General features: G+C 71.3%; 27 protein-coding genes and 1 tRNA gene. All 28 read right to left on the bottom strand.

Features of this window, described 5'->3' with window-relative positions; translation table 11 throughout:
- Window positions 1–22: 22 nt before the first annotated feature.
- The 28 genes from PZE19_RS05695 to PZE19_RS05560 all read right to left on the bottom strand — a co-directional run bounded on the left by PZE19_RS05695 (window position 23) and on the right by PZE19_RS05560 (window position 22,221).
- Entirely contained in the window at window positions 23–613 is a 591-nt protein-coding gene (locus PZE19_RS05695) for a hypothetical protein (protein WP_277859605.1), read from the bottom strand.
- 80 nt (window positions 614–693) lie between these two features.
- Window positions 694–1,110: a hypothetical protein gene (locus tag PZE19_RS05690; protein ID WP_277859604.1), complete on the bottom strand. Its 417-nt coding sequence runs from the start codon at window positions 1,108–1,110 to the stop codon at window positions 694–696.
- A gap of 15 nt (window positions 1,111–1,125) precedes the next feature.
- Window positions 1,126–1,665 carry a hypothetical protein gene (locus PZE19_RS05685; RefSeq protein WP_277859603.1) on the bottom strand — a complete coding sequence of 180 codons (540 nt, stop codon included), beginning with the start codon at window positions 1,663–1,665 and terminating at the stop codon, window positions 1,126–1,128.
- Between the two features lie 3 nt (window positions 1,666–1,668).
- Entirely contained in the window at window positions 1,669–2,196 is a 528-nt protein-coding gene (locus tag PZE19_RS05680; RefSeq protein ID WP_277859602.1) for a hypothetical protein, read from the bottom strand.
- Window positions 2,197–2,220: 24 nt separating this feature from the next.
- Window positions 2,221–2,814: a hypothetical protein gene (locus PZE19_RS05675; protein ID WP_277859601.1), complete on the bottom strand. Its 594-nt coding sequence runs from the start codon at window positions 2,812–2,814 to the stop codon at window positions 2,221–2,223.
- Entirely contained in the window at window positions 2,814–4,232 is a 1,419-nt protein-coding gene (locus PZE19_RS05670; protein ID WP_277859600.1) for a hypothetical protein, read from the bottom strand. Before PZE19_RS05670 ends, PZE19_RS05675 begins: the two co-directional genes overlap by 1 nt.
- 51 nt (window positions 4,233–4,283) lie before the next feature.
- Window positions 4,284–4,712 carry a hypothetical protein gene (locus PZE19_RS05665; RefSeq protein ID WP_277859599.1) on the bottom strand — a complete coding sequence of 143 codons (429 nt, stop codon included), beginning with the start codon at window positions 4,710–4,712 and terminating at the stop codon, window positions 4,284–4,286.
- Window positions 4,705–5,070: a head-tail adaptor protein gene (locus PZE19_RS05660; protein WP_277859598.1), complete on the bottom strand. Its 366-nt coding sequence runs from the start codon at window positions 5,068–5,070 to the stop codon at window positions 4,705–4,707. The genes PZE19_RS05665 and PZE19_RS05660 overlap by 8 nt, the downstream gene beginning before the upstream one ends.
- Before the next feature lie 3 nt (window positions 5,071–5,073).
- Window positions 5,074–5,652, bottom strand: a complete 579-nt coding sequence (locus PZE19_RS05655) for a head-tail connector protein (RefSeq protein ID WP_277859597.1) — start codon at window positions 5,650–5,652, stop codon at window positions 5,074–5,076.
- Between the two features lie 18 nt (window positions 5,653–5,670).
- Window positions 5,671–6,120: a hypothetical protein gene (locus tag PZE19_RS05650; RefSeq protein ID WP_277859596.1), complete on the bottom strand. Its 450-nt coding sequence runs from the start codon at window positions 6,118–6,120 to the stop codon at window positions 5,671–5,673.
- 59 nt (window positions 6,121–6,179) lie between these two features.
- Entirely contained in the window at window positions 6,180–6,707 is a 528-nt protein-coding gene (locus PZE19_RS05645; RefSeq protein ID WP_277859595.1) for a hypothetical protein, read from the bottom strand.
- Between the two features lie 64 nt (window positions 6,708–6,771).
- A complete protein-coding gene (locus tag PZE19_RS05640; RefSeq protein ID WP_277859594.1) occupies window positions 6,772–8,217 on the bottom strand; it encodes a phage major capsid protein in 1,446 nt (481 codons plus the stop codon).
- A 92-nt stretch (window positions 8,218–8,309) separates the two neighbouring features.
- Entirely contained in the window at window positions 8,310–9,275 is a 966-nt protein-coding gene (locus tag PZE19_RS05635) for an HK97 family phage prohead protease (RefSeq protein WP_277859593.1), read from the bottom strand.
- Window positions 9,244–10,179, bottom strand: a complete 936-nt coding sequence (locus tag PZE19_RS05630; RefSeq protein ID WP_277859592.1) for a phage minor head protein — start codon at window positions 10,177–10,179, stop codon at window positions 9,244–9,246. Before PZE19_RS05630 ends, PZE19_RS05635 begins: the two co-directional genes overlap by 32 nt.
- Entirely contained in the window at window positions 10,167–11,597 is a 1,431-nt protein-coding gene (locus PZE19_RS05625; RefSeq protein ID WP_277859591.1) for a phage portal protein, read from the bottom strand. The genes PZE19_RS05630 and PZE19_RS05625 overlap by 13 nt, the downstream gene beginning before the upstream one ends.
- Before the next feature lie 40 nt (window positions 11,598–11,637).
- A complete protein-coding gene (locus PZE19_RS05620) occupies window positions 11,638–11,898 on the bottom strand; it encodes a hypothetical protein (protein WP_277859590.1) in 261 nt (86 codons plus the stop codon).
- A gap of 52 nt (window positions 11,899–11,950) precedes the next feature.
- Complete coding sequence (locus tag PZE19_RS05615; RefSeq protein ID WP_277859589.1) at window positions 11,951–12,529, bottom strand: hypothetical protein; 579 nt, start codon at window positions 12,527–12,529, stop codon at window positions 11,951–11,953.
- Between the two features lie 140 nt (window positions 12,530–12,669).
- Window positions 12,670–13,035, bottom strand: a complete 366-nt coding sequence (locus PZE19_RS05610; RefSeq protein WP_277859588.1) for a hypothetical protein — start codon at window positions 13,033–13,035, stop codon at window positions 12,670–12,672.
- Window positions 13,032–13,220: a hypothetical protein gene (locus PZE19_RS05605; protein WP_277859587.1), complete on the bottom strand. Its 189-nt coding sequence runs from the start codon at window positions 13,218–13,220 to the stop codon at window positions 13,032–13,034. The genes PZE19_RS05610 and PZE19_RS05605 overlap by 4 nt, the downstream gene beginning before the upstream one ends.
- Window positions 13,217–13,573: a hypothetical protein gene (locus tag PZE19_RS05600; RefSeq protein WP_277859586.1), complete on the bottom strand. Its 357-nt coding sequence runs from the start codon at window positions 13,571–13,573 to the stop codon at window positions 13,217–13,219. Before PZE19_RS05600 ends, PZE19_RS05605 begins: the two co-directional genes overlap by 4 nt.
- Before the next feature lie 76 nt (window positions 13,574–13,649).
- Entirely contained in the window at window positions 13,650–14,876 is a 1,227-nt protein-coding gene (locus PZE19_RS05595) for a phage terminase large subunit family protein (RefSeq protein ID WP_277859585.1), read from the bottom strand.
- Complete coding sequence (locus tag PZE19_RS05590; RefSeq protein ID WP_277859584.1) at window positions 14,797–15,282, bottom strand: hypothetical protein; 486 nt, start codon at window positions 15,280–15,282, stop codon at window positions 14,797–14,799. The genes PZE19_RS05595 and PZE19_RS05590 overlap by 80 nt, the downstream gene beginning before the upstream one ends.
- On the bottom strand, window positions 15,279–15,626 hold the full coding sequence (locus PZE19_RS05585) for a hypothetical protein (RefSeq protein WP_277859583.1): 348 nt from the start codon (window positions 15,624–15,626) through the stop codon (window positions 15,279–15,281). The genes PZE19_RS05590 and PZE19_RS05585 overlap by 4 nt, the downstream gene beginning before the upstream one ends.
- A gap of 172 nt (window positions 15,627–15,798) precedes the next feature.
- Complete coding sequence (locus PZE19_RS05580) at window positions 15,799–16,044, bottom strand: hypothetical protein (protein WP_277859582.1); 246 nt, start codon at window positions 16,042–16,044, stop codon at window positions 15,799–15,801.
- A gap of 204 nt (window positions 16,045–16,248) precedes the next feature.
- Window positions 16,249–16,602 carry a hypothetical protein gene (locus tag PZE19_RS05575; RefSeq protein ID WP_277859581.1) on the bottom strand — a complete coding sequence of 118 codons (354 nt, stop codon included), beginning with the start codon at window positions 16,600–16,602 and terminating at the stop codon, window positions 16,249–16,251.
- A gap of 546 nt (window positions 16,603–17,148) precedes the next feature.
- Window positions 17,149–17,221, bottom strand: a tRNA-Phe gene (locus tag PZE19_RS05570).
- 132 nt (window positions 17,222–17,353) lie between these two features.
- Window positions 17,354–19,480, bottom strand: coding sequence for a molybdopterin-containing oxidoreductase family protein (locus PZE19_RS05565; RefSeq protein WP_277859580.1), 2,127 nt, complete (start codon window positions 19,478–19,480; stop codon window positions 17,354–17,356).
- Window positions 19,481–19,983: 503 nt separating this feature from the next.
- A complete protein-coding gene (locus tag PZE19_RS05560; protein ID WP_277859579.1) occupies window positions 19,984–22,221 on the bottom strand; it encodes an OPT family oligopeptide transporter in 2,238 nt (745 codons plus the stop codon).
- Window positions 22,222–22,291: the final 70 nt, after the last annotated feature.

The following is a 22,291-nucleotide window of genomic DNA, read 5'->3' as shown; positions in this document are numbered from 1 at the left end:
GGCCCCGTCGGAGCCGGCCGCCTCAGCCTTTTGGGCCTTCGTCCTCGGGGTCGTAGGTGCCGAACAGGGTGCCGTAGATCCGGCCGATGCGGGCGTCGCCGTCGAACTTCGGCGGCGCGGGGGGCGGCGTCGGCTTCAGGCCGGCGGCCTCTGCCGCCTCGCTCGCCGCGGCGTGGGCCGCGCACTCGGCGACGTAGGCGGCGCGGGCCTCGCGGGCGGCCCGCTTGACCTCGCGCGTCAGGCCCGAGTAAAGGGCCTCGGCGTCGGCGTCGGTCGCCGCCGGCTCCTGGGCCCGGAGCCCTTCCAGCAGCACGAGGAGCTGGCCCTCCTGGGTGCCCAGGAGCAGCTCCGACGCGGCGTTCGTGCCGATCCGCGGCGGCCAGCTCCGGCCCGCCTCCACGGCGTCGGCGATCAGCTCCCGCCGCTCCGCCGCCGTCAGGCCCTCCAGGTGGGGCTTCAGGGCGTCGAGCGGGTGCGGGCAGGTCGCCTTGATCCAGGCCTGGAGACGGCCCAGGGCGGCGAGCGTCAGCTCCGAGAAGCGGTAGGTCCGGCCGCCGACCTCGACGACGAGGGCGGGGGCGTCGATCAGCGAATCGAGCGTGGGCGGGTTCAAGGGCGGGCCTCGGGCGGGTGGAGGGGATGGGGCTGCGCGCGAGCGATGGTCGGACGGCGACCATCCGACCATCGGCGGGATCAGGCGTCGCCGGGGAGGACCCAGGCGCCCTTCGACTCGAACGAGACGGTCAGGATCGTCCCGCCCTTCACCTGGCTCTTGATGCTGATCTTGGTCAGCAGGGCCGCGCCGCTCAGCTCGACGCCGTCGGTCTCGTTGATGTTCAGGTGGAGGACGGCGACCGTCTTGCCCTGGCGGACGCCGACGCCCGGGGGCGTGGCGGAGGTCGGCTCCAGCGCCGGCTTGTCCGACGAGTAGAGCATGTCGAACGAGCCCTTCACGTTCGACGTCGAGGCCGAGACGTCGTCCCAGCCCGCGTCGCCGGTGGTCGTCGAGTCCCAGGTGTTGTTGCCGACGTCGGCGGACCAGCCCATGACGTCGCAGTCGACGGCCCCGATCAGGACCTTGCCGTCGACGCCCGAATAACCCTTGGACATTTGAACCCTCGCTGATTAGTAATCGACCTCGTGGGGGATCTCGACTTCGAGCGTGGCGACCCAGGAGTCGCGGCCCCCGGGGGCGAACCCTTCGCCGACCTGGAGCGACTGGCCGGAGGGGAGGACGTGCCGGACGGTCAGGCCGTCGACGGCGAGCGGGGCCCCCTTGACGGCGGCCCGGAACGCCTTGCGGACGGCGGCGGCGGCGTCCGGCGTGTGGGCGTGGAAGTTGAACTGGAGGACCGTCGTCAGGCAGGCCCAGGCGGTCGTCCGCTGCTCCTCCGCCTCGGCCGCGGTGAAGACCACGACGTAGGGGAGGTCCTGGCCCTCGGGGGCCTCGACGTGCCAGAGGGCGGCGTAGGGCTCGGCGTCGCCGCCCGGGTCGTAGGCCGCGACCAGGCCGTGCAGCGCGTCCTGGTCGGCCCACCAGAGTTGCAGGGCGTCGACCAGGGAGCCGGCGTCGTAGGTCGACGGGCCGGGCGGGGAGGGGCCGTAGGCGTCCAGCCAGCCCAGGGGGCGGAGCCGGCCCAGGGGGCGGAGCGCGCCGAGGATCATGGGTCAGGCCCCCTTGGTCTCGTAGGGGCTCGGGACGGCGACCCAGCCCGCGAAGGCCGGCTCGGCGGCGGCCAGGGCGTCCGCCAGCGCCCGGATCTTCTCGAACAGGTCCGGGTTCTCGGCGATGATCTGCTTCACCCCGGGGCGGGCGGGGGCGATGACGGGGGCCGGCCCGTAGGTCGGCTCCACCGCCGGCGTCACGATCCGCTCCGAGGCCTCGCCGAAGTCGTCGGGGCCGTTGGTCCCGGGCTCGCGGATCACGACCCGCTCGACGACCGCGGGGACGAAGGGCGTCAGCTCGGGCCGTTGGCCCAGGACGGCCGGCGTCGGCCCCTGCTGGAGCGGGATCTCGACCCAGCCGATCCGGCCGCCGGTCGGCGACTCGAACGCCTCCTTCGACGAGAAGACGTCGTAGGTCAGGAGGATCTGGCCGCCGGTCCGGAACAGGATTCGGAGGTCGTTCAGCGGGGCGTAGGCGGCCGGGAACGTCGTCACGGTCTCGGCGTGGTAGTGCGGTCCGACGAGCGCCATGGGCGGGGCTCCGGTGGGCTGGGGTTAGAGGGCGAGATGGCCGAAGGCGGCGGCGGGTGCGGCGCCGCCGGCGTAGTGGGGCAGGAAGCGGTCCAGGAAGATGCCGGAGGTCGCCACGCCGTAGCTCAACGAATTGACCATGCCGACGCGGAACTTCACCGACCCCCAGACCCGGAAGACGTACCAGACGCCCGGCACCACGACGGTCGAATCGGCCCCGGTCGCCAGCAAGGTGGCCCCGTCGTAGACCTCGACCTTCTGGATCCGGGCGCCGCCGGACAACTCATAGCAATAGACCGAGGCGTAGATCCACTCCGAGCCCGGGGCGGTGAGGTCGTAGTCGATCACGCCGTTCGCGCCCAACGTATACATCAGCCAGGTGGACTGGCCGGTGGTCGGCGTCTGGAGCGACGCCGTCGTCGGCGTCCCGGAGTCGTAATAGGCCACCGTCGTCGGCGAGGAGACGGCGACCGAAAAGCCCGCGGGCATCGAGTTGAAGAACGTGGCGTTGCCGGAGCAGAAGCGGTATCCGTAGCCGCCGCGGCGGGCGAACCCGGTGCCGTCCTTCCAGGACCCCTTGGCGGCCTTGTCGAGGCCGAGATACGCGGCGCCCGGCATCAGCGGTTCCTCCGCGTGTGCTTGATGAACAGCCGCCCGTACTGCACCGCGGAGCCGACGCTGGTGACGTTGACGTTGTAGACGTCCCCGCTGGCGATCGCCGTATCGCTGATCGTCGTCGTCCTGACCAGGGTCGTCGTCGAGGTCGAGACGGTCAGGGTCGCGATCGTGGTGCCGTTCTTGGTGACGACGACGGTGGCCCCGCCCGAGCCGCCGTTGACGCGGAAGACGACCGAGATGGACGTGACCTTGCCGGTGCAGTCGGCCACCAGGCCGTTGGGATACAGGCCGGTGCCGGTCGTCAGGTCGACGCCCTGGGCGAGCAGGAAGACCAGCTCGTCGTCGCCGCCGAAGCCGTCGGCGTCGAAGGCGCTCGCGAGCGTCCCCACCTGGTTCAGGATCTTCAGGGAGTCGCCGGTCGAGCTGGCCTGGACCGACTTGTCTTTGAGGGTCTGGGCGGTCAAGAGCAAGGCGTAGGAGCCCAGCGTCGTCGTCAGGCTGGTGGACGTGACGTAGGAGCCCAGGGCCGTCGTCAGGGCGGACGACGTGACGTAGCCCGAGAGGGTGGAGGACATCGCCGCGACCACGTCGGTCGCGAACGTCCCCAGGCTCAGGTCGCCCTTCAGGTACTGCGACGTCGAGCCGGTGGTGATCGTCCCCTGCTTCGTCCCCAGGCCCGCCGTCAGGGCCGTCGTGGTGGCGTAGCCGGACAGGGTGGAGGAGAGCGTCGTCGCGGTAACGTAGGAGCCCAGGACGGCGCCCACGGCGGCCGTCGTGGCGTAGGGGGAGAGGGCGGAGGCCAGCCCCGCGGGCGAGACGTAGTCGGTCCCCGCGGCCCCGGCCGCGAACCCGGAGCCGGTGCCCACGATCACGCCGGAGAGGGTCGTCGCGATCGCGAACGTCCCCGCGCCGGTGACGGGCCCGCCGGTGACGCTCAGGCCGGCGGGGACCGTGAGGTTCACGCTCGTCACCGTGCCGGAGCCGCCGGAGCCGCCCGTCGCGGCGATCGTGTAGGGGGAGGCGGCCGTCCCGGCCCCGGTGATGGTGACGCCGCCGCCGGCGGCCAGCTTGCCGACGACGGCGTTCGCGATCGTGGCGTACAGCTCGTCGGCGTCGGCCGCGACCCAGCCGGCGGAGACCTGGTCGCCGACGTCGACCGGCTGGTCCGTCTTGCCGGCGGCGACCGCGACCGTCAGGTCGTCGCCGCTCCGGCCGGTGCACAGGAAGTAGCCGACGGCCGGGGCGTCGGCCGGGCCCGTCTGGATGCGGAGCGGCCGGGTGGGGGACGGGGGGCCCAGCGTCGGGTGCACGAACTTCGCCCCGTCGCCGGCGGCCACCTTGATGGTCGAGCCGCCGAGGGCCCGGCCCGGGTCGGCGGCCGTCGAGACGGCTTCGTCGATGTAGAGCGGCGTCGACATGGTTTCGCCTTGTGGGGGTGGGGAGGGGCGGGGGCGGCGGCGGGCGGGCGGTCAGGGCTCGCCCAGGCCGTCCAGGAGCTGCTCGACGCGGGCGGCGACCTCGGCCAGGGCCCGGCGGAGCCAGGGCCGCGGGGCCAGCCCCCGCTTCGTCCCCAGCTCCAGGTGCCTGCCGTATTCCAGGTTGGTGCCGACCCGCGCGGTCAGGGTCGCCTCGTCGACCTCGTGGGCGACCTTGGATCGGAGCAGGCCCGTCTGCTTCCGGGGCGGCTCGCCCGGCTTCGAGCGCGTGACCGTCGCCTTGAAATGGCCCTTCGCGTTGCGGGCCGTCTTGCCGTCGACGCGGCCGGTGCCGGCCACGGAGAGCAGCTCCTTCGCCCGGTTCTTCACGGCGATCGCCGCGCGGTGGAGGCAGCGCACGACGCGGGCCCGGATCATCGCCAGGGCCTCGTCGCCGTGCCATTCCAGCTCGGCGTCAGGCATCGGCGACGGCCTCGCAGTCCACGTGCAGGAGCCGGCCCATGTTGTTCACGTCGACGACGCCCAGGACGGCGAACGTCTCGCCGGCGGCGGCGATGCGGTGCCCGGTGGAGAGGCGGAGCGGCGGGTCCAGGGCGGCGAGCGGGTCGCCGGCGAAGTAGATCCGGGCGTCGACCTTCTGGCGTCGCGCGTCGTCGCGCGGCGACTTGCCGTAGGCCAGGGCGGCGGCGGTCCGCCGCACCTTGCACGCGACGCCCTCGGCCAGCAGGACCGGGGCGGAGCGGGACGCGGCCCCCGAGGGGGTGCGGGCGACGGGCAGCGACGAGATCGTCGCCAGGTCGTCGAGCATGTCGGTCAGCATGGGTCAGACCCCGACGCGACGGTAGGGGAGGAGCAGGCCGGCGGCGTCCCGGAGGAACGGCTTGGAGTCGGCCTGGGTGTAGGACCAGTCGCCCAGCGACTCGCTCTTGTAGGGCCCGGCCGACTCCGCCATCGCGTGCAGCGCCCGGGCGGCCAGGATCGTCGCCCGCCGCACGGCCCCGGGGACGGCGTCGTATCCGGCGGTGTAGCGGACGGAGACGTTGCGGAAGCCCGCCGGCCACTTGGGCCCGAAGCGGACGGCGGAGAGGCGGCGGCCCCGCACCAGGCAGCCGGAGTCGGGGTCGAAGTCCCAGCCCTCGCCGGGGCCGCCGTCGATCGGCGAGCCCCAGAGCGAGACGGCGTCGACCGAGAGGACCGGCTTCACGGAGAGCCAGAGGCGGGCGGTCCCGCGGCCGGAGAGGACCTCGGTCCGCTCGGCCATGAGCAGGTCGCGGTCGACGAAGTCCCGGACGGCGGCGTTGGCGTCGTCGACGATCGCCTGCTGCTCGATCGGGTCGCGGCCGGTCGCGAGGCCCGGCCAGGCCAGCAGGACCGTCGCCAGGTCGGCGTAGGTTTCGGGCATGGTCGGGCCTCGGGTGGATCAGGCGTTGAGCAGGACGGGGGGGACGGCGGGCGTGGTGGCGGCCTGGTTCGCGCCGGCGGCGGCGGGCTGGTACCCGGCCCGGCCCAGGATCGCGACCCCGCCGGCGACGACGGCGTTCGCGGTGGCCCGGGTGACCACGACGCGGACGTACCGCTTCGAGGGCCGGTGGACCTCGGCCGACCAGGCGACCTTGTTGGACTGCGTGTCGGCGATCGCCACGGCGGAGCCGGCGACGTCGGCCATGTCCGACCCGTTGGCGAGCGCGCCGCTCTGGATCTTCAGGCCGGTGACGGCGGTGCTCGTGATGGTGCCGATGTTGATCGCGAACGCGATCGACTCGTACCCCAGGGTGTCGATCACCTTGCCGTTCGCGTCCGTCGCGCCGGCGGCGACCGGGTCGATCGCGACGTCGATGCCGACCACTCGGGTGATGTTGTGGCGGAACATGCGTGATCCTCGATGTGATGGAAGGGGGGAGGGACGGCGGCGGCGGCGGCGGGCGGAGGCTACGGGGCGAGCCCGGCCGCGAACGCCCGGAACGCCCGGGCGAGGGCCCGTCGCTTGTCGGGCGTCACCGCGGCGGGCGGCGAGTCGGAGGGGACGACCTGGTCGAAGACGGGCTGGACGTCGCGGTCGAAGAACGGCACGCGGTAGGCGGTCCAGGCGGGGCCGACGGCGGCCAGGGCGTCGGGGATCGCGGCCCCGGCCTCCAGCTTGTCGGCGGCCGTCCGCCAGCCGGCGGAGTAGCCCCGGACCAGGGCGGCGGCGTAGGAGCGGCCCGCCGCCGCCGGCCCGGCGTCCGGGTCCACCGCCGGCCTGGGCGTCGGCGTCGGGATCCAGTCGGGCGAGGGCGGGGCCGGCGGCGGCGTGTAGGGGGTCGGGGCCGGCGTCGGCGCGTACGGCGAGGGGGCCGGGGCGGGGACGTCGGGGCGCTGGACGCGGTTCACGATCGTCGCCGTCAGGCCCGCCAGGACCATCGAGACCAGGGCGATCGCGAGCTGCTCGCGCGTCGGGAGCGAGATGGTGACTTGCAAGGCCCGGATCCTCGACGAGGGGAGGGCCCGCCGCCGGCCCGGGGGCGCGGCGGCGGGGCGTGGGTCAGGAGTTGTCGCTCTTGCCGATCTTCAGCCGGAACGGCTCGACCGGCTTGCCGCCGAAGCGGACGCGGCCGACCAGCTCGATCTGGTTGGCGCGGGCCCGGGTCTGGTCCAGGACCTGGATCGAGAAGCCGATCCGCTGGGCCAGGTAGTACCCGCGGAGGTCGCCGTAGACCACCGGGAAGGCCCCGGCCCCGACGTTGGGGGCGAAGGCGGAGACCACGATCGGGTCGCCCAGCAGGACGCGGCCCCGGGCCCCGGTGATGCCGTAGTCGGCCGCGCCGGTGGTGAACAGCGGCCGGTTGTTCGAGTCCTTCAGCTTCCGGATCGCCCGGAGGGTGCTCTTCTTGTTCATCACCCAGCGGGTGTTCTCGTTCTCGTACTGGGCCGCCAGGGCGGTCTGGAGGTCGTCCAGGCCGTCGTAGCTCAGGGCCCCGGCCGAGCCCGAGAGCACGACCTCGGGCAGGTCGGGCCGGACGGTCGTGCCGTTGTTGGCCGACGCCGCGCCCAGGAGGATGCCGGTCGGCTGGAAGACGCCGTTGCCGTTGAGGATCATGTCCTCGTAGAGCAGGTCGATGACCTGGCCCAGCTCGTTCTCCAGCCAGCTCTGGACCGGGAAGGCGGAGTCCTCGATCAGGTTCTTCGACAGCGGGGCGGAGAGCATCGCCGTGTGGACGGGGATCTGGATGGAGCCCAGCAGGTTCTTGTCGTCGACCAGGTGGAGCGCCCCGGTGCCGTCCGAGGGGATCTCGCCCGTCCAGGTGGGGCGGAACGCGGTCGTGTACTTGTCGTCGGCCGAGTACTGCTTCCGCGGCATCTCGACCACGTCGCGGCCGGTCGTGATGCTCTGCACCAGGCCCCGGAGCTGGGTGGGGGCGGGCTCGCGGCCGATGATCCGCTGGATCATCTCGGCCGGGGCGAAGACGCCGCCCTGGTCGTCGATGCCCTCGACGAGCGTCTTGAACCGGACGTCGTCGATCGCCCGGTTGCCCTTGCGGAGGTACTGCGTGAAGTCCTTCTTGTACTCGAAGGACTGGAACAGCTCCCACTTCTTCACGCCGAACTGGCCGGGGCCGACCTCCTCCAGGCAGAGCACGTCGCCGCCCTTGTCGCGGCGGTAGCGGCCGTGCCCGGCCTCCTCGAAGCCCTTGACCTCGACGCGGCCGGCCTCGCCGGCGGCCGGCTGGCGGCCCGAGAACGGGGCGTCGCCGGCGGGGGCGGCGAGCCACTCCTGGGCGTCCTTCGCGGAGAGTCTCAGGGCGGCGTGGCGGCGGGCGTCCTCGGTCGCGCCCTTGACGTCGAGGCGGGCCTTGGCGATCTCCTCGTGGAGCTTCTCGGCCTTGGTCAGGTCCGCGCCGGTGGGGGCGTCGGCGTTGACGAGGCGGGACAGCTCGGTCGACTTGCTGGCGATCTGGTCGCGGAGGGCCTGGATCTGGTCCGGGGTCATGTGTGGGTCTCGCGGGGAGGGGGGGACGTGCGGCGATCGGGCCGCCCGCCGACGTCGGCGGGGGTCGCTGAGGGGTGCGGCGGGGGAGGTGGTCAGGCGGCGGCGGCGTCCTCGTCGTCGGCCAGGCCGTCGACGAACCGCCGGAGCTTCAGGACGCGAGCCCGGTGGCCGGCGTCGTCGAAGGCCTTCTTCGCCGGCGGGGCGTCGTCGCCGTCCGGCTCGTCGCCGCCGTCGTCGGGGTCGGGCTTGGCGTTGGGGTCGAACGTCTCCAGGTGCTTGTGCATCGCGGCGGCCAGGGCCTTCGTCCCGTTGCCGTGCTCCTCCAGGCCCTTCGCGGCGGCCCGGAGGCTCTTGGCGTGCATCAGGCCCTTGTCGCCGTGCTCGTCGAGCTGGTCGGCGTAGGAGCGCAGGGCGGCGTGGTTGGCCTTCGACATCGCGCGGCCCGACTTGGTCGCGAAGCCCAGCCATTGCTTGACGCTGTCCAGCATCCCGGGGCGGTCGTCGTCGTGTTCCATCGGCTCCTCTTGACGGGTCGCGCTCTTGACGTCGACGACGCCGGCGAGCGGGTTGGCGGGGAGGTTCACGAAGCTGAACTCGTAGACCCGGAGGGCCCGGATCGACTGGACCTCGCGGCCGCCGACCTGGACCTTCGCGGCCCTCGCGACCTTGTAGCCCAGGCTGCACTTCACCGACTTGCCGGCGGCGGTCCGCTCCTTCACCACGGTCCGGACCTTCTGGGCCTCGGGCGTCGAGTGGAACCGGCCCTCGATCCTCAGTCCCTTGGAGTCCTGGACGGCCGATACGACGTAGGCGATCGGCACGGCGGAGAGGTCGTGCTCGTAGAGGCCGACGCCGTCGGCGCTGAACTCGTCGAGGTTCAGGAACGAGCCGGGCTCGATGACGTCGCCGACGCGGTCGACGTTGCCGAAGATCGCGGCGTACAGGGTGAAGCCGCCGGAGCCGTCCTCGTCGAAGCCCAGGCCCTTGCCGGCCAGGTCGACGTCGAAGGATTTGTGCAGCAGCGCGTCAGGCGTCGCCGCCTTCGTCGGGGTGGCCATCGTCGATGTCCTCGGGCTGGGGCTCGGGGCGGTCCAGGGTCGGCGACCATTCCAGGCCGTGGGCGTCGACGTCGAGGATCTCCTCGACGGTGCAGTTGCAGTGCGGATGCAGGGGCGGGTACTTCACGACGCCGTAGTGCGGGTCGTCGGACAGGATCGCGAAGGGCCGGCCCAGCCGGACGATCGGGGCGCGGCGGGCGATCGTCTTGCAGAGCGGGCAGGCGTCGGCCGAGAGCAGCCACCGCCAGCCGGCGACGACGCCCGAGCCGATCGCGGTCCGCTCCTGGGCGGCGTGGACGGTGCGGGACGTCTCGGTCTGGGCGATCCGCCGGGCCCGCCAGGTCTCGGCCCCGTCGAAGATCGCGTTGATCCGCTTCGTGAGGGCGGCGACCGACTCGCCGCGGGCGACGACCCCCTCCTGCAGCTCGGCACGGACGGCCCGGACCGCGGCGTCGATCGACAGGCTGGTGGTGTCGAGCGTCGCCTGGCAGAACGCCAGGGCCTGCTCCTGGAGGACGGCCTCGGCGTTGGCGTCGACGACGCTCCAGGCGTCGGCGTCGAGGCCGACCCGGGGGGCGAACGCCGCCGCCGCCGACTCCCAGAAGTAGGAGAGGACCGGGGTCATCCGCTCGGACATATTCAGCGCGCCGAGCCGGAAGGCGTCCCAGCCCGGGAAGCCGGAGAAGTCCAGCGGCCCCTGGGGCTCGACCTTCGTCTCCAGCGGCGGCCCGCCCTTCGTCCCGCCGGCCCGTGCCCACGCCAGGACGGCCCGGCGTTGCACGCGGGCGGCCTTGACCAGCTCCTTCCGGAGCGGCTCGCCGGTCGGCAGGCGGAACGTGTTGGCCTCCGCCTTGCGGCGTGGAATATCCCTTGGAATATCCCGGGCCTTTCTCAGTAGCGCCATCGCCACCCCTTCTTCGCCGGGGCCGCGGGCTCGTCGTCGCCCGGCTTTTCGCCGCCGCCCTCTTCGGGGGCGGCCGGATCTTCCTCGTCGTCCGGCTCCTCGGGCGCCGCCGCGGCGGCCAGGTCGGAGGCGAAGACGTCGCCGTCGTCGACCGGGTCCTGGCCGACCATCTCGCGGCCTTCGTTGCGGGTCAGCAGGCCCTTCTCGAAGCCCAGGCAGGCCCGGGTCATGACGGCGTCCTGGCTCTCCTGCAACTCGGCCACCTGGCTGTAGTCGTAGATCACGACCAGGGCGAGCGGGCCCGAGGCCGGGGTGATCCTTCCCTTGATCTGGATGACCTCGGTGATCAGGTCGTCGCGGAGGGCCTCGGCGATCAGCTCCTGGGTGGCGACGATCGTGCCCCAGCTCGTGCGGTTGGCCTCGCCCAGGTTGGCGTAGGTCTTGTTCGGGTCCGGCATGCCCAGCGACATGAGGACCACGCCCGTCGCGGTCGCCAGCCGGGCGATCGCCTGCTGGGGGAGCTTGTCGACCATCAACTCCTCGGGGGAGTAGCCGACCTTCTCGATCTTCCAGGGCCCTTGGAGGACCGCGACGCCGCCGGCCCCGTCGCGCGAGAACTCGTCCTGCCACTCGCCGACGATCTGGTTGGCCTGGGCGTCGCTCGGGCCCCGGCCCGCCTGGAAGGCTGGGCCCGCGGGCACGTCCGGGACGAGGGCGTAGGCCGGGACGCCCTGGTTCATCATCAGGCCGGCGGTGTGCGACGCGGCCCCGTTGTCGGTCGCCGCCTCGCGGAGCTGGGCCTTCAGGGCCGACAGGCCGAACCGCTCGTTCAGCGGGTCGACGCCGTCCCGGATGTGGATGATCTCGGTCTTGGGGACGTCCCAGAGCCGGCCGTCGCCGCTGATCCGATAGCCCGAGATGTACTCCAGGCCGTCGGCCGGCCAGAGCGGGCGGCAGCGGAAGTGCGGGATATACCACAGCTCCATGACGCGGCCGGCGTTGTCGCGGCGCTTCCAGAGGTAGGCGTTGCCGTCGACCTTCAGGCTCAAGACGATCGCCTTTTCGAGGGTCCGCCGCCCGTAGTGCTCGTTCGGCCGCGTCCACAGCTCGACCAGGCCGTGCCCGGGGATCTCCACCGGCACGCCGTTGCGGCCGATCCGGCAGACCTTCAGCTTGGGCCTCGCGACCCGGTCGCCGATCCACGCCAGGCAGAGGGCGACGATCGAGTTCTGCCAGAGGTTGCCGGCCTCCTGCTCCCAGTCGTGGGTGGCCCCGGGGGCCAGCGTGCGGATCGGCCGGCCGCCCCAGCCCGAGCCGCCCCAGCGCGACCAGGGCCCGGCTCCGCCGATCGCGATCACCTGCTCGGCGATCGCGCGCGCGGCCTTCGCGGCCAGGCCGCGGATCGATGGGAATGCCATGATGGGGGGCGTCCGGTGGGAGGGGTGGAGGGGGCGGGCGTCAGGCGGGGTCGGCGTCGTCGACGGCCAGGATCGCGAACGGCCGCCCGTCCGGGCCCGGCCAACGGGCGGCGACGTGCAACACGTCGTCGGCGTCGTGGTAGGCGGCCCGGGTCGACGGCTCGGCCAGCAGGGCGGTCATCACCAGGGCGTCCGCCGCGGAGGCGGCGGCCCTGGCGGCGTCGTAGGCGGCCTTGGCCGCGACCTTAGCGGCCAGGGCGTCGTCGGAGTCGGCGATGAGCTGGGCGAGGGTGACGGACATAGGCGGGGCTCGGGGCGGAGGAGGTTGCTTGACGGTCGTCAAGCGGGACGGGTCAGTCGGCGACGAAGGCCTTCGCCAGGCGATAGGCGTAGCGGTTGGGGCCGTTCATCCAGGAGCAGTTGAGCACCACGAACAGCTCGCGGTCGACCGGCACGATGGGGCGGCCGAAGGCGGGCTCCTTCTCACAGTCCAGGATCCCGGCCAGCACCAGCACGGCCTTGGCCGCGTCCTGCTCGGCCTGCCGGGCGGCCTGGGCGGTCCGCCTGGCCTGCTCGGCCAGCTCGTCGGCGACCTTCGCGTGGTCGGCCTTCGTCTTGTGGGCGGCGATCGCCTGGGTCAGGGTCGGCTTCGGGGCGGCGGCGTCGGGCGGCATGCAGGCCTCTTTCGTGGTGATCCTGAAAACGGAGACGTCGGGTCCGGTCCCGAGGTCCACGCCGATGCAGCGTCCGCGCGGACGCCCGTTGACGGTGACGGTGAAGCGGTGCGGCTTCGCGTCGCAGGCGACGGCGCGGCAGTTCTCGCAGCCGGTTACGCAGGGCTCGGGCTTCAGCATGAACGGCTCCATGAGCTTCCCCAGGTCGACGACCCGCTCGGCGAAGGCCTTATCGGCCCCGGCCCGGACCGCGTCCATCGCCGCCTTCAGGAACGGCTTCCCGACCAGGGGCCGGCCGTAGTCAACGAAGGCGGAGTACCTGGTCGGCGGGTCGACCTTCAGGCATCCCGGACAGCCCCGAGCGCATCCCTTGCAGTCGCTTCGATAGCCGAAGGGGATCAATGTCGGCTCCGGTTCGAGGGCGGCGGATTCTTGATGGCGGTGCAGAGGATCAGGACGTACCAGCCGAAGCCCAGGCAGACGTGGACGCCGAGCCAGGAGGCCCAGGTGACGGCGAGTGGGCGGCGGAGGGCCAGGCCGGCCAGCAGGAGCACGAGCTTCGGGGCCAGGGCGAGGTAGACGCCCGAGAGCGAGACGAGCAAGGCCAGGGCGATGTGGACGGCTCGCTGCGTGGTCATGAGCGGGGGCGGCTCCGGTGCGATGTTCGAGCCGGTACCCGTCTTCGGCTCGGGAATGCTGAGGACGCCGCCCAGGACGTTGGCGGCGAAGCGACGGGCGAATCGGGCCTTCTCGGCTTCGGTCACGCGGCCCTCCCGACTCGATGCTTGAGGACCAGGCGGGCGACCAGCTCGACGGAGCCGGGGACGGTGATCGGCCGGCAGAGGCCGGCCAGGTGGATCGCGACCTCGCGGCCCGCGTGGCGCTCGGTGACGGCGACCACGGCGGCGGGGTCGATCCAGACGTCGGGTACGATCTCCAGCAGGCTCAACGCGCCCTCCGGGCGTTCGCCTTGTCGGCCCGGCGCATCTTCCGGTTGGTCGCCGGCGGGGCGTCGGGGCGGTAGAGGGCGGCCTCCTCGGCCTTGCGAGGCCCGCGGCGGCCTCGGAACGGGCCGGCGCCCATGATGCTCGGGACGGGTGCCCCGGGCCCGAGGTCGGGCGGGTCGACCTCGTCCTGCTCCGCCTGGCTCAGGACGTAGACCTCGCCTTCCACGCCGACGTGGCAGTAGACGGGCTCGCCGGCGTCGAGCAGGCGGTTCACCTTCTCGCGCTGGTCGGGCGTCATGTGCTCGCGGACGTAGGCGGTCGGCGGCGGCGTGCGTAGCTCGGCGGTCGGATTCAAGGCGGCCCCCCCCTGCTCTGTCGGATCGGATCTGGTCCTCTGGTAACTATGGCCCCGCCGGGGCGGTGCGAGAGCGTCAGCGGGCCCGGCCCGACGTGCGGATGCCCCAGCTCGGCCGGACGGCCTGGCAGCCGTGGTACGCGAGCGCCAGGGCGATCACGCAGTCGTCGTGCATTCCCTCGGGGGCGTTGGCGGTCCAGTTGCGGCTCTTGGTCATCTGGTACTCGTAGGCGACCAGCTCGGCCTCCTGCTCCGCGACGTCCATCAAGCGGATCTTGCCGGCGTCCAGGCCCATCGCCAGCTCGTCGATCAGCGGCTTCTTCGACGCCGAGGTCAGCACGTAGGGCTCGACGGCCAGGCCGAGGTCGGCGAGCTGCTGGTAGATCGGGTCGCCCAGGCCGGAGGCGTCGAGGACGACGGTCGCCCGGTATCGCTCGGCGACGGCCTTGATGCTCGCGACCTGCCGCGTCCAGTCGATCTGGTTGAAGCGTTCGAAGTAGACCTGCCGGCCCGACTGGTCGAGCACGCAGAGGACGGTGAAGTCCTCCAGGCGGGCGAGGTCGACGCCCAGGGCGTAGGCCCCGACGCGGCGGGGCTCCTCGGGCAGAAGCCTGCCCCGATCGACGGCGTCGGCGACGTGTCTGAACACTCCTCCGGCGTCCTCCAGGAACTCGGCCAGGTACTCCTGGCGGAACACGCGGTCGGGGAGCTGGCGGCGGGCGTCCTCGATCTCGGCGGGGTCGATGTACGGGTTGGCGAGGGTCGGGAACCGGAACGATCGGTACTCCGGCTCGAGCTCGTCCTCGCCGCGGACGTAGAGCTTCCAGAAATAGTCCCGGCCCCGGGGCGTGCTCCAGAAATCGGCCGTCCCCTTCAGGTCGGTCAGGGTCGGCCGGATCGCCTTGGTCCAGGCGGCCTCCAGGTACCGGGCCTTGGCCGCCTCGTCGACGACGACGTGCTTGTACTTCCGGGACCGGCCGGAGTCGGGGTCGTCCAGGCTCCAGAAGTCGATGCACCCGCCGCCCAGGAGGCGGATGCGTCGCTCCTGCTTGCTGGAGCCGACGACGACCGGTCGAAGGATGCTCGAGAGCGAGTCCCAGGGCTCGGCCAGGAATTTGTACTCGGGGGCGAACCAGGCCGTCGGATGGCCGGCGAGCGCCGGCTTGACGATCCGGATCTGGGCGGCGACGGTCTTGCCGAACCGCCGCCCGCAGTCGACGACGTTAAACCGGGCCGTCGAGCGGAGGATCGTCGCCTGGCCGGGGTGCGGCCGGGGGAGCGTAAGCCGGATCTCCGTCGGCATATTCGACGACCACCTTGATCTCCCCCGAGTGCTCGGCCGAGAACTTCTCGCGGAACTTCTCGGGCCGGTGCGCCTTCAGCAGGACGATCATCAACGTGTCGGAGTACTTCTTCACCACGCCGCACTGGTAGCCCTGGTAGAAGACGGGCTCCTTCGTCCCCTCGTAGGCCCGGCGTCGGGCCTCCAGCTCCAGGACGTCGCACGCCTCCTCCAGGGCGGACGCCCAGGCCTTGGCGAACGCGGAGTCGGTCTCGCGGCGGCCGTAGGGCGTGTCGCGGTTGACGCCGGCCATCCGGGCGGCGGCCGTGACGTTGCCGGTCTCGGCGAGCACGGAGAGGAACGTCTCCGTCCAGTCCGCGTCGCCCCCTTTTTCATGCGCCGGACGCGCCGGGACGATGTCGTTCATCGTGGCTCCGGGACGACCAGGTCGGCGGGGAGAGGCGCCCGCGGGTCGACGGCGTGGAGCCTGGCCAGCTTCAGCTCCAGGAGCGCGGCCTCCCACTGGTCGTGCCGGGCCGATTCGCGGACGGCGGCCTGCTCCTCGCGGCGGATCCGCTCGCGCTCGATCCGGGCCTGGACGACCTGGGTGCGGAGGGCGATCGCGGCCGTGATCGCGGTGAACAGGCCGGCGGCGAGCAGCTTCAGGAAGTCCACGCCGTTCGGCGTCGCGCACCAGCGGAGGAACGAGTCCAGCGTGATCGCGCCGGAGGCCGTGGTGGTCGCGTAAAGGATCGGCGCGGGGTGGTCCACGGCGGGGCCTCGGCGGTTCGGGGGGATGAATAAACCCGGGGCCGGAGGGGGAGAGCCTCCGGCCCCGCTTCCCGGCGGCCTCGTCGTCGCCGGGGGGAGTGGGCCCGGACCCCGCCGGAGAGATCGGGGGCCGAACCGAGGTGGAGATGGATCGCGGGCGGGATCGGTCGAGTCAGACGGCGCGCGGCCGGGTCGGCTTGCCGGCGCGGCCGAGAAGCCGGGCGAGGAAGCCGCGCACGTTGGGGCGGCCGAGCGTGTGCGAGACGGCGATCGTGCCCAGGACGGCCCCGGTCGAGGCGTCGGGCGTGCCGTCGTGGAAGACGGCGAGGATGGCGAGGATGATCGGCCAGGCCGCTTTGACGATCGGGACGAGCTGCTTCACAAGCGGGAGGAGCTTGGCGAGGGATGCGATCGACATCGAGCGGCGTCTCCGGGTCGAGGAGTGGACGGGGGCGTCGCGTCGGAGCCCCCGTCTTCACCATGTCGCCGGAAACCGGATCAGGAAATTGGCCGGACTTCGTTGATATGACGAACGTCGTTTAAGCGTAAACACTGAAAATTCTTACGTTTAGGACGTCCTCAAAAAATTGTTTGCAGCCGCGAAACTTGCACCGCGAGGACGTCAGCCGGAGCCCATCGACCTGGTCGGCCCCAGGCGGACGGCCACCCAGAAGCCTAGGGCCTCGTGCCACCGCGCGTCCATGCCCGGCCGGGGCGTCGGCGGCTCGGCGTGGAGGTAGAGCTCGACCGGATAGATCAGCGGCGAGAGGTCGAGCCGGAACCGCTCGATCCACCGTTCCCACTGGGGATCGGGCGCCGGCCCGGGGCCGGGGACGATCAGGCCCGTCCCCCCGGGCCCGGACCGAGGGTGGAACGCGGAGGACCGGCGGCGGCGGTCGTTCCGCTCGCGCCAGAGGGCGGCGAGGGGATCGAACAGGATCGTGGGCGGGCCTTCCTGCGGGCCGGCGTATGACATGGGTTGTTCCTTCGTCGGAGACCGTCGGATCGTCGTGATCGTGCCATCGGAAGCGCGAACCGGGTCGTCGTCCGCAGGGCCTCTCCGCGTCGAGAAACCTCGAAACCGCTTTATCTTACATCGACGCCCGCGAGGATTCCAGGAGTCCCGCGAGAGGCCGCCGAGGGCTCCCGACAGCGCCACGACAGCGCACGGTTTCGGACCCGGCCGCTAACCCGATCCGAGGGACGGATTTAGAAGTCGCCATAGAACGGACTCTGGATCAGTTAGTCTAGGTTCGAATCCTAGATCCCCAGCTCCCGACGAAGAACATCGAAGCCGTCGCAAGCCTCCTCCGGGACGCACCCTGCGACGGCTTCACCGCTTTCGAAGCGACCCGCCGCAGCGTCCTTCGCGCCCTTATAAAAGAATTCATTGATATCAACGGTCATTCGCGCGGCGGACGCTCCTGAGCGAGCCCGGCGAGGTCTCTGGGTCCCGGAGCGGGGCATGAGAACCCGAATCGACGGGAAAACCACTCGAAGGGGCGAGTGGCAGGGGAGGGAGTGGGCAGAGGCGGGATCGAACCGCCGACACACGGATTTTCAGTCCGTTGCTCTACCAGCTGAGCTATCTGCCCGCACGCGTTGGCGAGAGGCCCAGGATAGGATTTCGACCCCCGGGCTGTCAACATCACGGCGGGTGAATCGCGGAAAAGCGGAGCGAGCCCTCGGCCCGGATCCCGCCGGGCGAACGCCTCGATTCGTCGAGATCACTTCGAGCCTATCGCCGCGCCGTCGACCTTCGACGGCTCGCCGGTCGTTTCGGCCGCAGCCCGGATCTCGACGAGGTTGTCGAAGAAGGTGGCGCCGCCGCCCATGTCGGTGAGGGCGGACGAGGTGGTGCTGTTGACGTTGGAGAGGCCGGGGGAGAGCTTGTTCCAGTAGATCCCGGTCGCGACGGCGACGCCGGGGCGGACCGCGCCGGAGAGCGATGCGCGGGCGCGGAACGAACCGCGGGCGTTGAAGACCTCGACCCGGTCGCCGTCGGCGACGTGTCGCGACCGGGCGTCGTCGGCGTCCATCTCCACGGTCGGCTCGCCGGCGCGACTGCGGTGGCGGGGCGAGTTCGCGAACGTGGAGTTGAGGAACTGGGGACGGGGCGGGCTCAGGAGCTGGATCGGGAACCGCGCGGCCAGGTCGGGGCGCGACTGGGGGTCTTCCAGGGGGGGGATGTAGGTGGGGAGGGGGTCGAGGCCGTCGCGGGCCATCCGCTCGGAGTAGAACTCGCACTTGCCCGAGGGTGTGGGGAAGACGCCGGCGGCGAACGGGGCGTACGAATCGGGGAGGTTCAGGCGGACCGAGCCGGCTTCCTTCAGCCGTTCCAGGGTCACGCCGCGGAGCGTCGGGCCGCCGTCGAGGGCCTCGCGGATGAGCGTCTCGTCGTCGGGGAACAAGTCGGCCTCGAAGCCGAGTCGCGCGGCCAGGGCGCGGAAGACGTCGTTGTTCGAGCGACACTCGCCGCGAGGCTCGATGGATCGCGGGTTGTACATCACTTCATGATGGCCGTACGAGCCGTGGACGTCCACGTGTTCGAGCTGGGACGTCGCGGGCAGGACGACGTCGGCGTAGTCGACCGTGTCGGTGGCGAACAGCTCGTGGACCACGGTGAAGAGGTCCTCCCGGCGCAGCCCTTCCAGGACCTTCGCCTGGTTGGGCGCGACGGCCGCGGGGTTGCAGTTGTAGACGTACAGGGCGCGGATCGGCGGGCCCGGCAGCTCGCCCGCGAGGGCCTCGCCGAGCTGGTTCATGTTGACGGTGCGGGTCCCGGCGGGAGCGAGGTCGGGGCGGGTGAGCCGGGCCAAGTCGAAGTCGTAGGCGCCGCTGGTGGAGAGCATCGCCCCGCCGCCGGGATGTCGCCACGAGCCGATCAGGGCCGGCAGGCAGGCGATGGTCCGGACGGCCATGCCGCCGCCGTGATGACGCTGCATGCCGTAGTTCAGGCGGATGAACGAGGGCTGTTCGGTCGCCAGGCGGCGGGCGAATTTCGTGATGGTCTCGACGACCACGCCCGTGATGGCGGCCGTGCGTTCGGGCGGGTAGTCGTCGAGGACGCGTTTCCGGAGTCGGTCGGCTCCGATGGTCGCGCGGGCCAGGTAATCCTCATCGGCGAGGCCGTCGCGCCAGACGACGTGCATCAGGCCGAGCGCCAACGCCGCGTCGGTCCCGGGGCGGGGCTGGATGTGCCAGTCGGAGCGTTCGGCGGTCGGGCTGCGGTAGGGATCGACGGTGACGATCGTCGCACCGTTCCGCTTGCGGGCCTCGATCATCAGGCTCCACAGGTGGGCGTTGGTGTTGACCGTATTCGAGCCCCAGTTGACCACGAACTTGCAGCCCGGAACGGCCAGCGGGTCCGCCCCCAGGCGGCCCCGGCCCATCGTGTACTCATAGCCGACGGTCCCCGCCGAGGCGCAGATGGTGCGGTCGAGCAGCGAGGCGCCCAGGCGATGGAAGAACCGGCGGTCGAGGCTGCTGGCCTGGAGCTTGCCCATCGTGCCGTAGTAGCTGTAAGGCAGGATCGCCTGCGGGCCGTCGGGCGAGTCGGCGACGGCGCGGAATCGCTCGGCGATCGTCGCGAGCGCCTCGTCCCACGAGATCGTCTCGAACCGTCCCTCGCCCTTGCGACCGATGCGCTTCCGGGGCTGCATCAGCCGATCGTCGCTGTAGACCCGGTCGAGGTAGCGGGCCATTTTCCCGCAGAGGGCCCCTCGCGTGAAAGGGTGGTCGGGGTCCCCCTTCAGCTCGACGGCCACCCCCTGACGGATCGTCACGAGCATGCTGCACGTGTCGGGACAGTCGAGCGGGCAGACGTTCTTCCGGAGGATCGACTCGTGCGACACGCCAGGCCTCCCTTCGAGCGGTTGGAAACGACCGTCCGACCCGATTCCATCCCGACTCCGCCGATCGCGTTCGCGTTCGGCGATCTTGATGTACTGTCCATTCAAGGGCCGGCACATCCTGCTCGTTTGGCGGAAACGACCTGGTGCGACGGACGTTGGACTTCGGGGGGCGGTCGATTGCTTACGGAAACCTCGAATCGAGCCTGGGACGGCATGAAATGCACGAGGGTTCCGGGAAATCCCATGGCGCCAATCCCTGCGCGTCGCCCCAATTCTTCAACGAACACGCAAGCCCAGGGCGAGGCTCAACACCAGGCCGGGCTGGCCCGCCCTGGGCTCCGGGGCGCTCGGCCGAACTCTCGTGCGTCGAAAAAATGATTTTGCAGAGTGCTCCAAATCGCCCGAGTTTTCACCTTAAATTTTTATGCTGAAGATAGTTACGTCGCATGGCTTCCTTGGTCTCGGCGACGAGTGAAGCCGATTCGAAGCCGATCGATATGGCATCACGGTTCGTCGATGAGCGACGTCTCGTCCTTGACCCCCTGCCCCATGTCCTGACGCTTGCCCGTCATGGCGACCACCAGCAACGAGACGGTCAGGACCCCGAACGCTCCCAGGGCGGGGAGCAGGTACTCGGCCTCGCCGCCCGGCTTGACGCTGGAGAAGTCGACCGCCTTGCCGAGGTTCTCGAAGACGACCAACAGGGCGATCAGGATGCCGGCCAGGGAACCGCCCGCGATCAGGCCGGTGGACATCATGGTGCCGGGGCTGGTCTCGGAATCCTCGGCCGAGAACTTCCGGGCCCGGTCGACCAGCAGGCGCACCAGGCCGCCGATGAAGATCGGCAGGGTCGTCGAGAGCGGGAGGTAGACCCCGACGGCGAAGGCCAGCGCCGAGACCCCGGCGAGCTGCACCACGATCGCCAGCACGGCCCCCAGGATCACGAGCCCCCAGGGGAGGTCGCCCGACATGATCCCGTCGATGATCGTGGCGAACAGCCGGGGCTGGGGCGGGTTGAACTTGCGGATCGGGGCACCGCTCGTGGTGTGGTCGAGCCGGCCGCCGATCCCGGCGTCCTTGATCCATTCGGCCTTGCCGGCGTCGTTGACGAAATAGGTGCCGGGGAGGGCCCCCTCGATCGGGGCCGTCAGGCGCACGACCTTGAACTCCCGGCCTTCGTACGAGTCGGTCTCCGAGACCTTCGACACGTCGAAGCTCGCGGTCGGCAGGTCCTCGGGACGGTTCGAGTAGGTGGTGTAGGCGTCGTTCAACCAGAGCAGCGTCCCGCCCATGACGACGGCCGAGAGCAAAGCCCCGACGAGGATCGCCACCTGCTGCCGCCAGGGCGTGGCCCCGACGAGGTAGCCGGTTTTGAGGTCCTGCGAGATCGTGCCGCCATTGGACGAGGCGATGCAGACCACGGCCGCGATCGACAGGGCGATCAGGCGGTACTCGCCTCCCACCCAGCCGAGAGCGACGAAGATCAGGCAGGTCAGGAGCAGCGTGGCGATGGTCATCCCCGAGATCGGGTTGGACGACGAGCCGATGACGCCCGTGATCCGCGAGCTGACCGTCACGAAGAGGAAGCCGAACAGCACGACCAAGCAGGCCCCGGCGATCCTCCCCGTCGCGTCGGCGGGGATCAGGCTGGAGGTCGCGATGAGGGCGACCAGGCCGAGCGTCCCCAGCAGGACGAGGGGCAGCGGGATGTCGCGATCCGTCCTGGGCGTGTCCCCCGCCTCGATCTCGCCCGTCGCGCCGGCCGGCCGCAGGGCCTTCAGGCTGCCTGCGATCGAGGAGAAGATCAGCGGCAGGGCGTTGAGCATGCTCAGGATGCCGCCGGTCGCCACGGCGCCGGCGCCGATGTAGCGGACGTACTGGCCCGAGATCTGCCCCGGGGCCATCTCGGCGATCTTCGCCTGGCCCGGCGGCAGCACGGTCGGCAGGCCCTCGCCGAAGTACGCGATCATGGGGACGAGCATCAGGGACGTGAGCAGGCCGCCGCCGACCATGACCGCGGCGATCCGCGGGCCGATGATGTAGCCGACGCCCAGCAGCGTCGGGTCGGGCTCGAGCGCCACGACCGCCTTGTTATAGCCCTTGATGCCGACGACCGCCTTGTCCCACTCGGCCGGCCAGAGCTTCAGGCCCTGCATCAGGATCTTGTACATGGCGCCCAGGCCGAAGCCCAGGAAGACGGTCCGGGCGTTCGACCCGCCGTGCTCGCCGACGATCAGCACCTTGGCGCAGGCGGTCCCCTCGGGATACGGCAGGACCCCGTGCTGCTTGACGATGAACGCCTTGCGCAGGGGGATCATCATCAGGATGCCCAGCAGGCCGCCGAGAACCGAGACGAGCATGACCCGGGACCATTCGAGGTTGTACCCGAGCAGCATCAGGGCCGGCATCGTCGCACCCACGCCGAAGGCGATCGACTCGCCCGCCGATCCCGCGGTCTGGACGACGTTGTTCTCGAGGATCGTCGCCCGTCGCAGGCCGAACGCGTAGGAGAGCCCGCGGAAGATCGTGATCGCCAGCACCGCCACGGGGATCGACGCCGAGACGGTCATCCCGACCTTCAAGAAGAGGTAGAGCGACGAGGCCCCGAACACCACGCCCAGGATCGACCCGAGGGCGACCGCCCGGAAGGTCAATTCGGCGGGCTCCTGATCGGCTGGCACGTAAGGACGGAACGCGGCGGCGGGATCGGCGGCGGTCGGCGAGACGGGGGCGTGCGCCATGGGGCGGCTCTCCTGCGGGGGGCGTCGGGCGTAGGTTGGGGGGACGAGGGACGCGTCGAGGCCGACGGGG

It is taken from the genome of Paludisphaera mucosa, from assembly GCF_029589435.1.
GTDB lineage: Bacteria > Planctomycetota > Planctomycetia > Isosphaerales > Isosphaeraceae > Paludisphaera > Paludisphaera mucosa.
Note: the sequence above shows the minus strand (reverse complement) of the source record. Positions and strands in the feature narration are given on the sequence as shown.

Coding starts and splice junctions, on each gene's coding strand:
- PZE19_RS05620 (WP_277859590.1), bottom strand. CDS start 11,898: ATGTCCGTCACCCTCGCCCAGCTCATCGCCGACTCCGACGACGCCCTG.
- PZE19_RS05650 (WP_277859596.1), bottom strand. CDS start 6,120: ATGTTCCGCCACAACATCACCCGAGTGGTCGGCATCGACGTCGCGATC.
- PZE19_RS05665 (WP_277859599.1), bottom strand. CDS start 4,712: ATGCCTGACGCCGAGCTGGAATGGCACGGCGACGAGGCCCTGGCGATG.
- PZE19_RS05660 (WP_277859598.1), bottom strand. CDS start 5,070: ATGCTGACCGACATGCTCGACGACCTGGCGACGATCTCGTCGCTGCCC.
- PZE19_RS05655 (WP_277859597.1), bottom strand. CDS start 5,652: ATGCCCGAAACCTACGCCGACCTGGCGACGGTCCTGCTGGCCTGGCCG.
- PZE19_RS05675 (WP_277859601.1), bottom strand. CDS start 2,814: ATGCCGGGCGCCGCGTATCTCGGCCTCGACAAGGCCGCCAAGGGGTCC.
- PZE19_RS05560 (WP_277859579.1), bottom strand. CDS start 22,221: ATGGCGCACGCCCCCGTCTCGCCGACCGCCGCCGATCCCGCCGCCGCG.
- PZE19_RS05680 (WP_277859602.1), bottom strand. CDS start 2,196: ATGGCGCTCGTCGGACCGCACTACCACGCCGAGACCGTGACGACGTTC.
- PZE19_RS05590 (WP_277859584.1), bottom strand. CDS start 15,282: ATGAACGACATCGTCCCGGCGCGTCCGGCGCATGAAAAAGGGGGCGAC.
- PZE19_RS05685 (WP_277859603.1), bottom strand. CDS start 1,665: ATGATCCTCGGCGCGCTCCGCCCCCTGGGCCGGCTCCGCCCCCTGGGC.
- PZE19_RS05580 (WP_277859582.1), bottom strand. CDS start 16,044: ATGTCGATCGCATCCCTCGCCAAGCTCCTCCCGCTTGTGAAGCAGCTC.
- PZE19_RS05690 (WP_277859604.1), bottom strand. CDS start 1,110: ATGTCCAAGGGTTATTCGGGCGTCGACGGCAAGGTCCTGATCGGGGCC.
- PZE19_RS05595 (WP_277859585.1), bottom strand. CDS start 14,876: ATGCCGACGGAGATCCGGCTTACGCTCCCCCGGCCGCACCCCGGCCAG.
- PZE19_RS05615 (WP_277859589.1), bottom strand. CDS start 12,529: ATGGACGCGGTCCGGGCCGGGGCCGATAAGGCCTTCGCCGAGCGGGTC.
- PZE19_RS05625 (WP_277859591.1), bottom strand. CDS start 11,597: ATGGCATTCCCATCGATCCGCGGCCTGGCCGCGAAGGCCGCGCGCGCG.
- PZE19_RS05575 (WP_277859581.1), bottom strand. CDS start 16,602: ATGTCATACGCCGGCCCGCAGGAAGGCCCGCCCACGATCCTGTTCGAT.
- PZE19_RS05630 (WP_277859592.1), bottom strand. CDS start 10,179: ATGGCGCTACTGAGAAAGGCCCGGGATATTCCAAGGGATATTCCACGC.
- PZE19_RS05670 (WP_277859600.1), bottom strand. CDS start 4,232: ATGTCGACGCCGCTCTACATCGACGAAGCCGTCTCGACGGCCGCCGAC.
- PZE19_RS05640 (WP_277859594.1), bottom strand. CDS start 8,217: ATGACCCCGGACCAGATCCAGGCCCTCCGCGACCAGATCGCCAGCAAG.
- PZE19_RS05635 (WP_277859593.1), bottom strand. CDS start 9,275: ATGGCCACCCCGACGAAGGCGGCGACGCCTGACGCGCTGCTGCACAAA.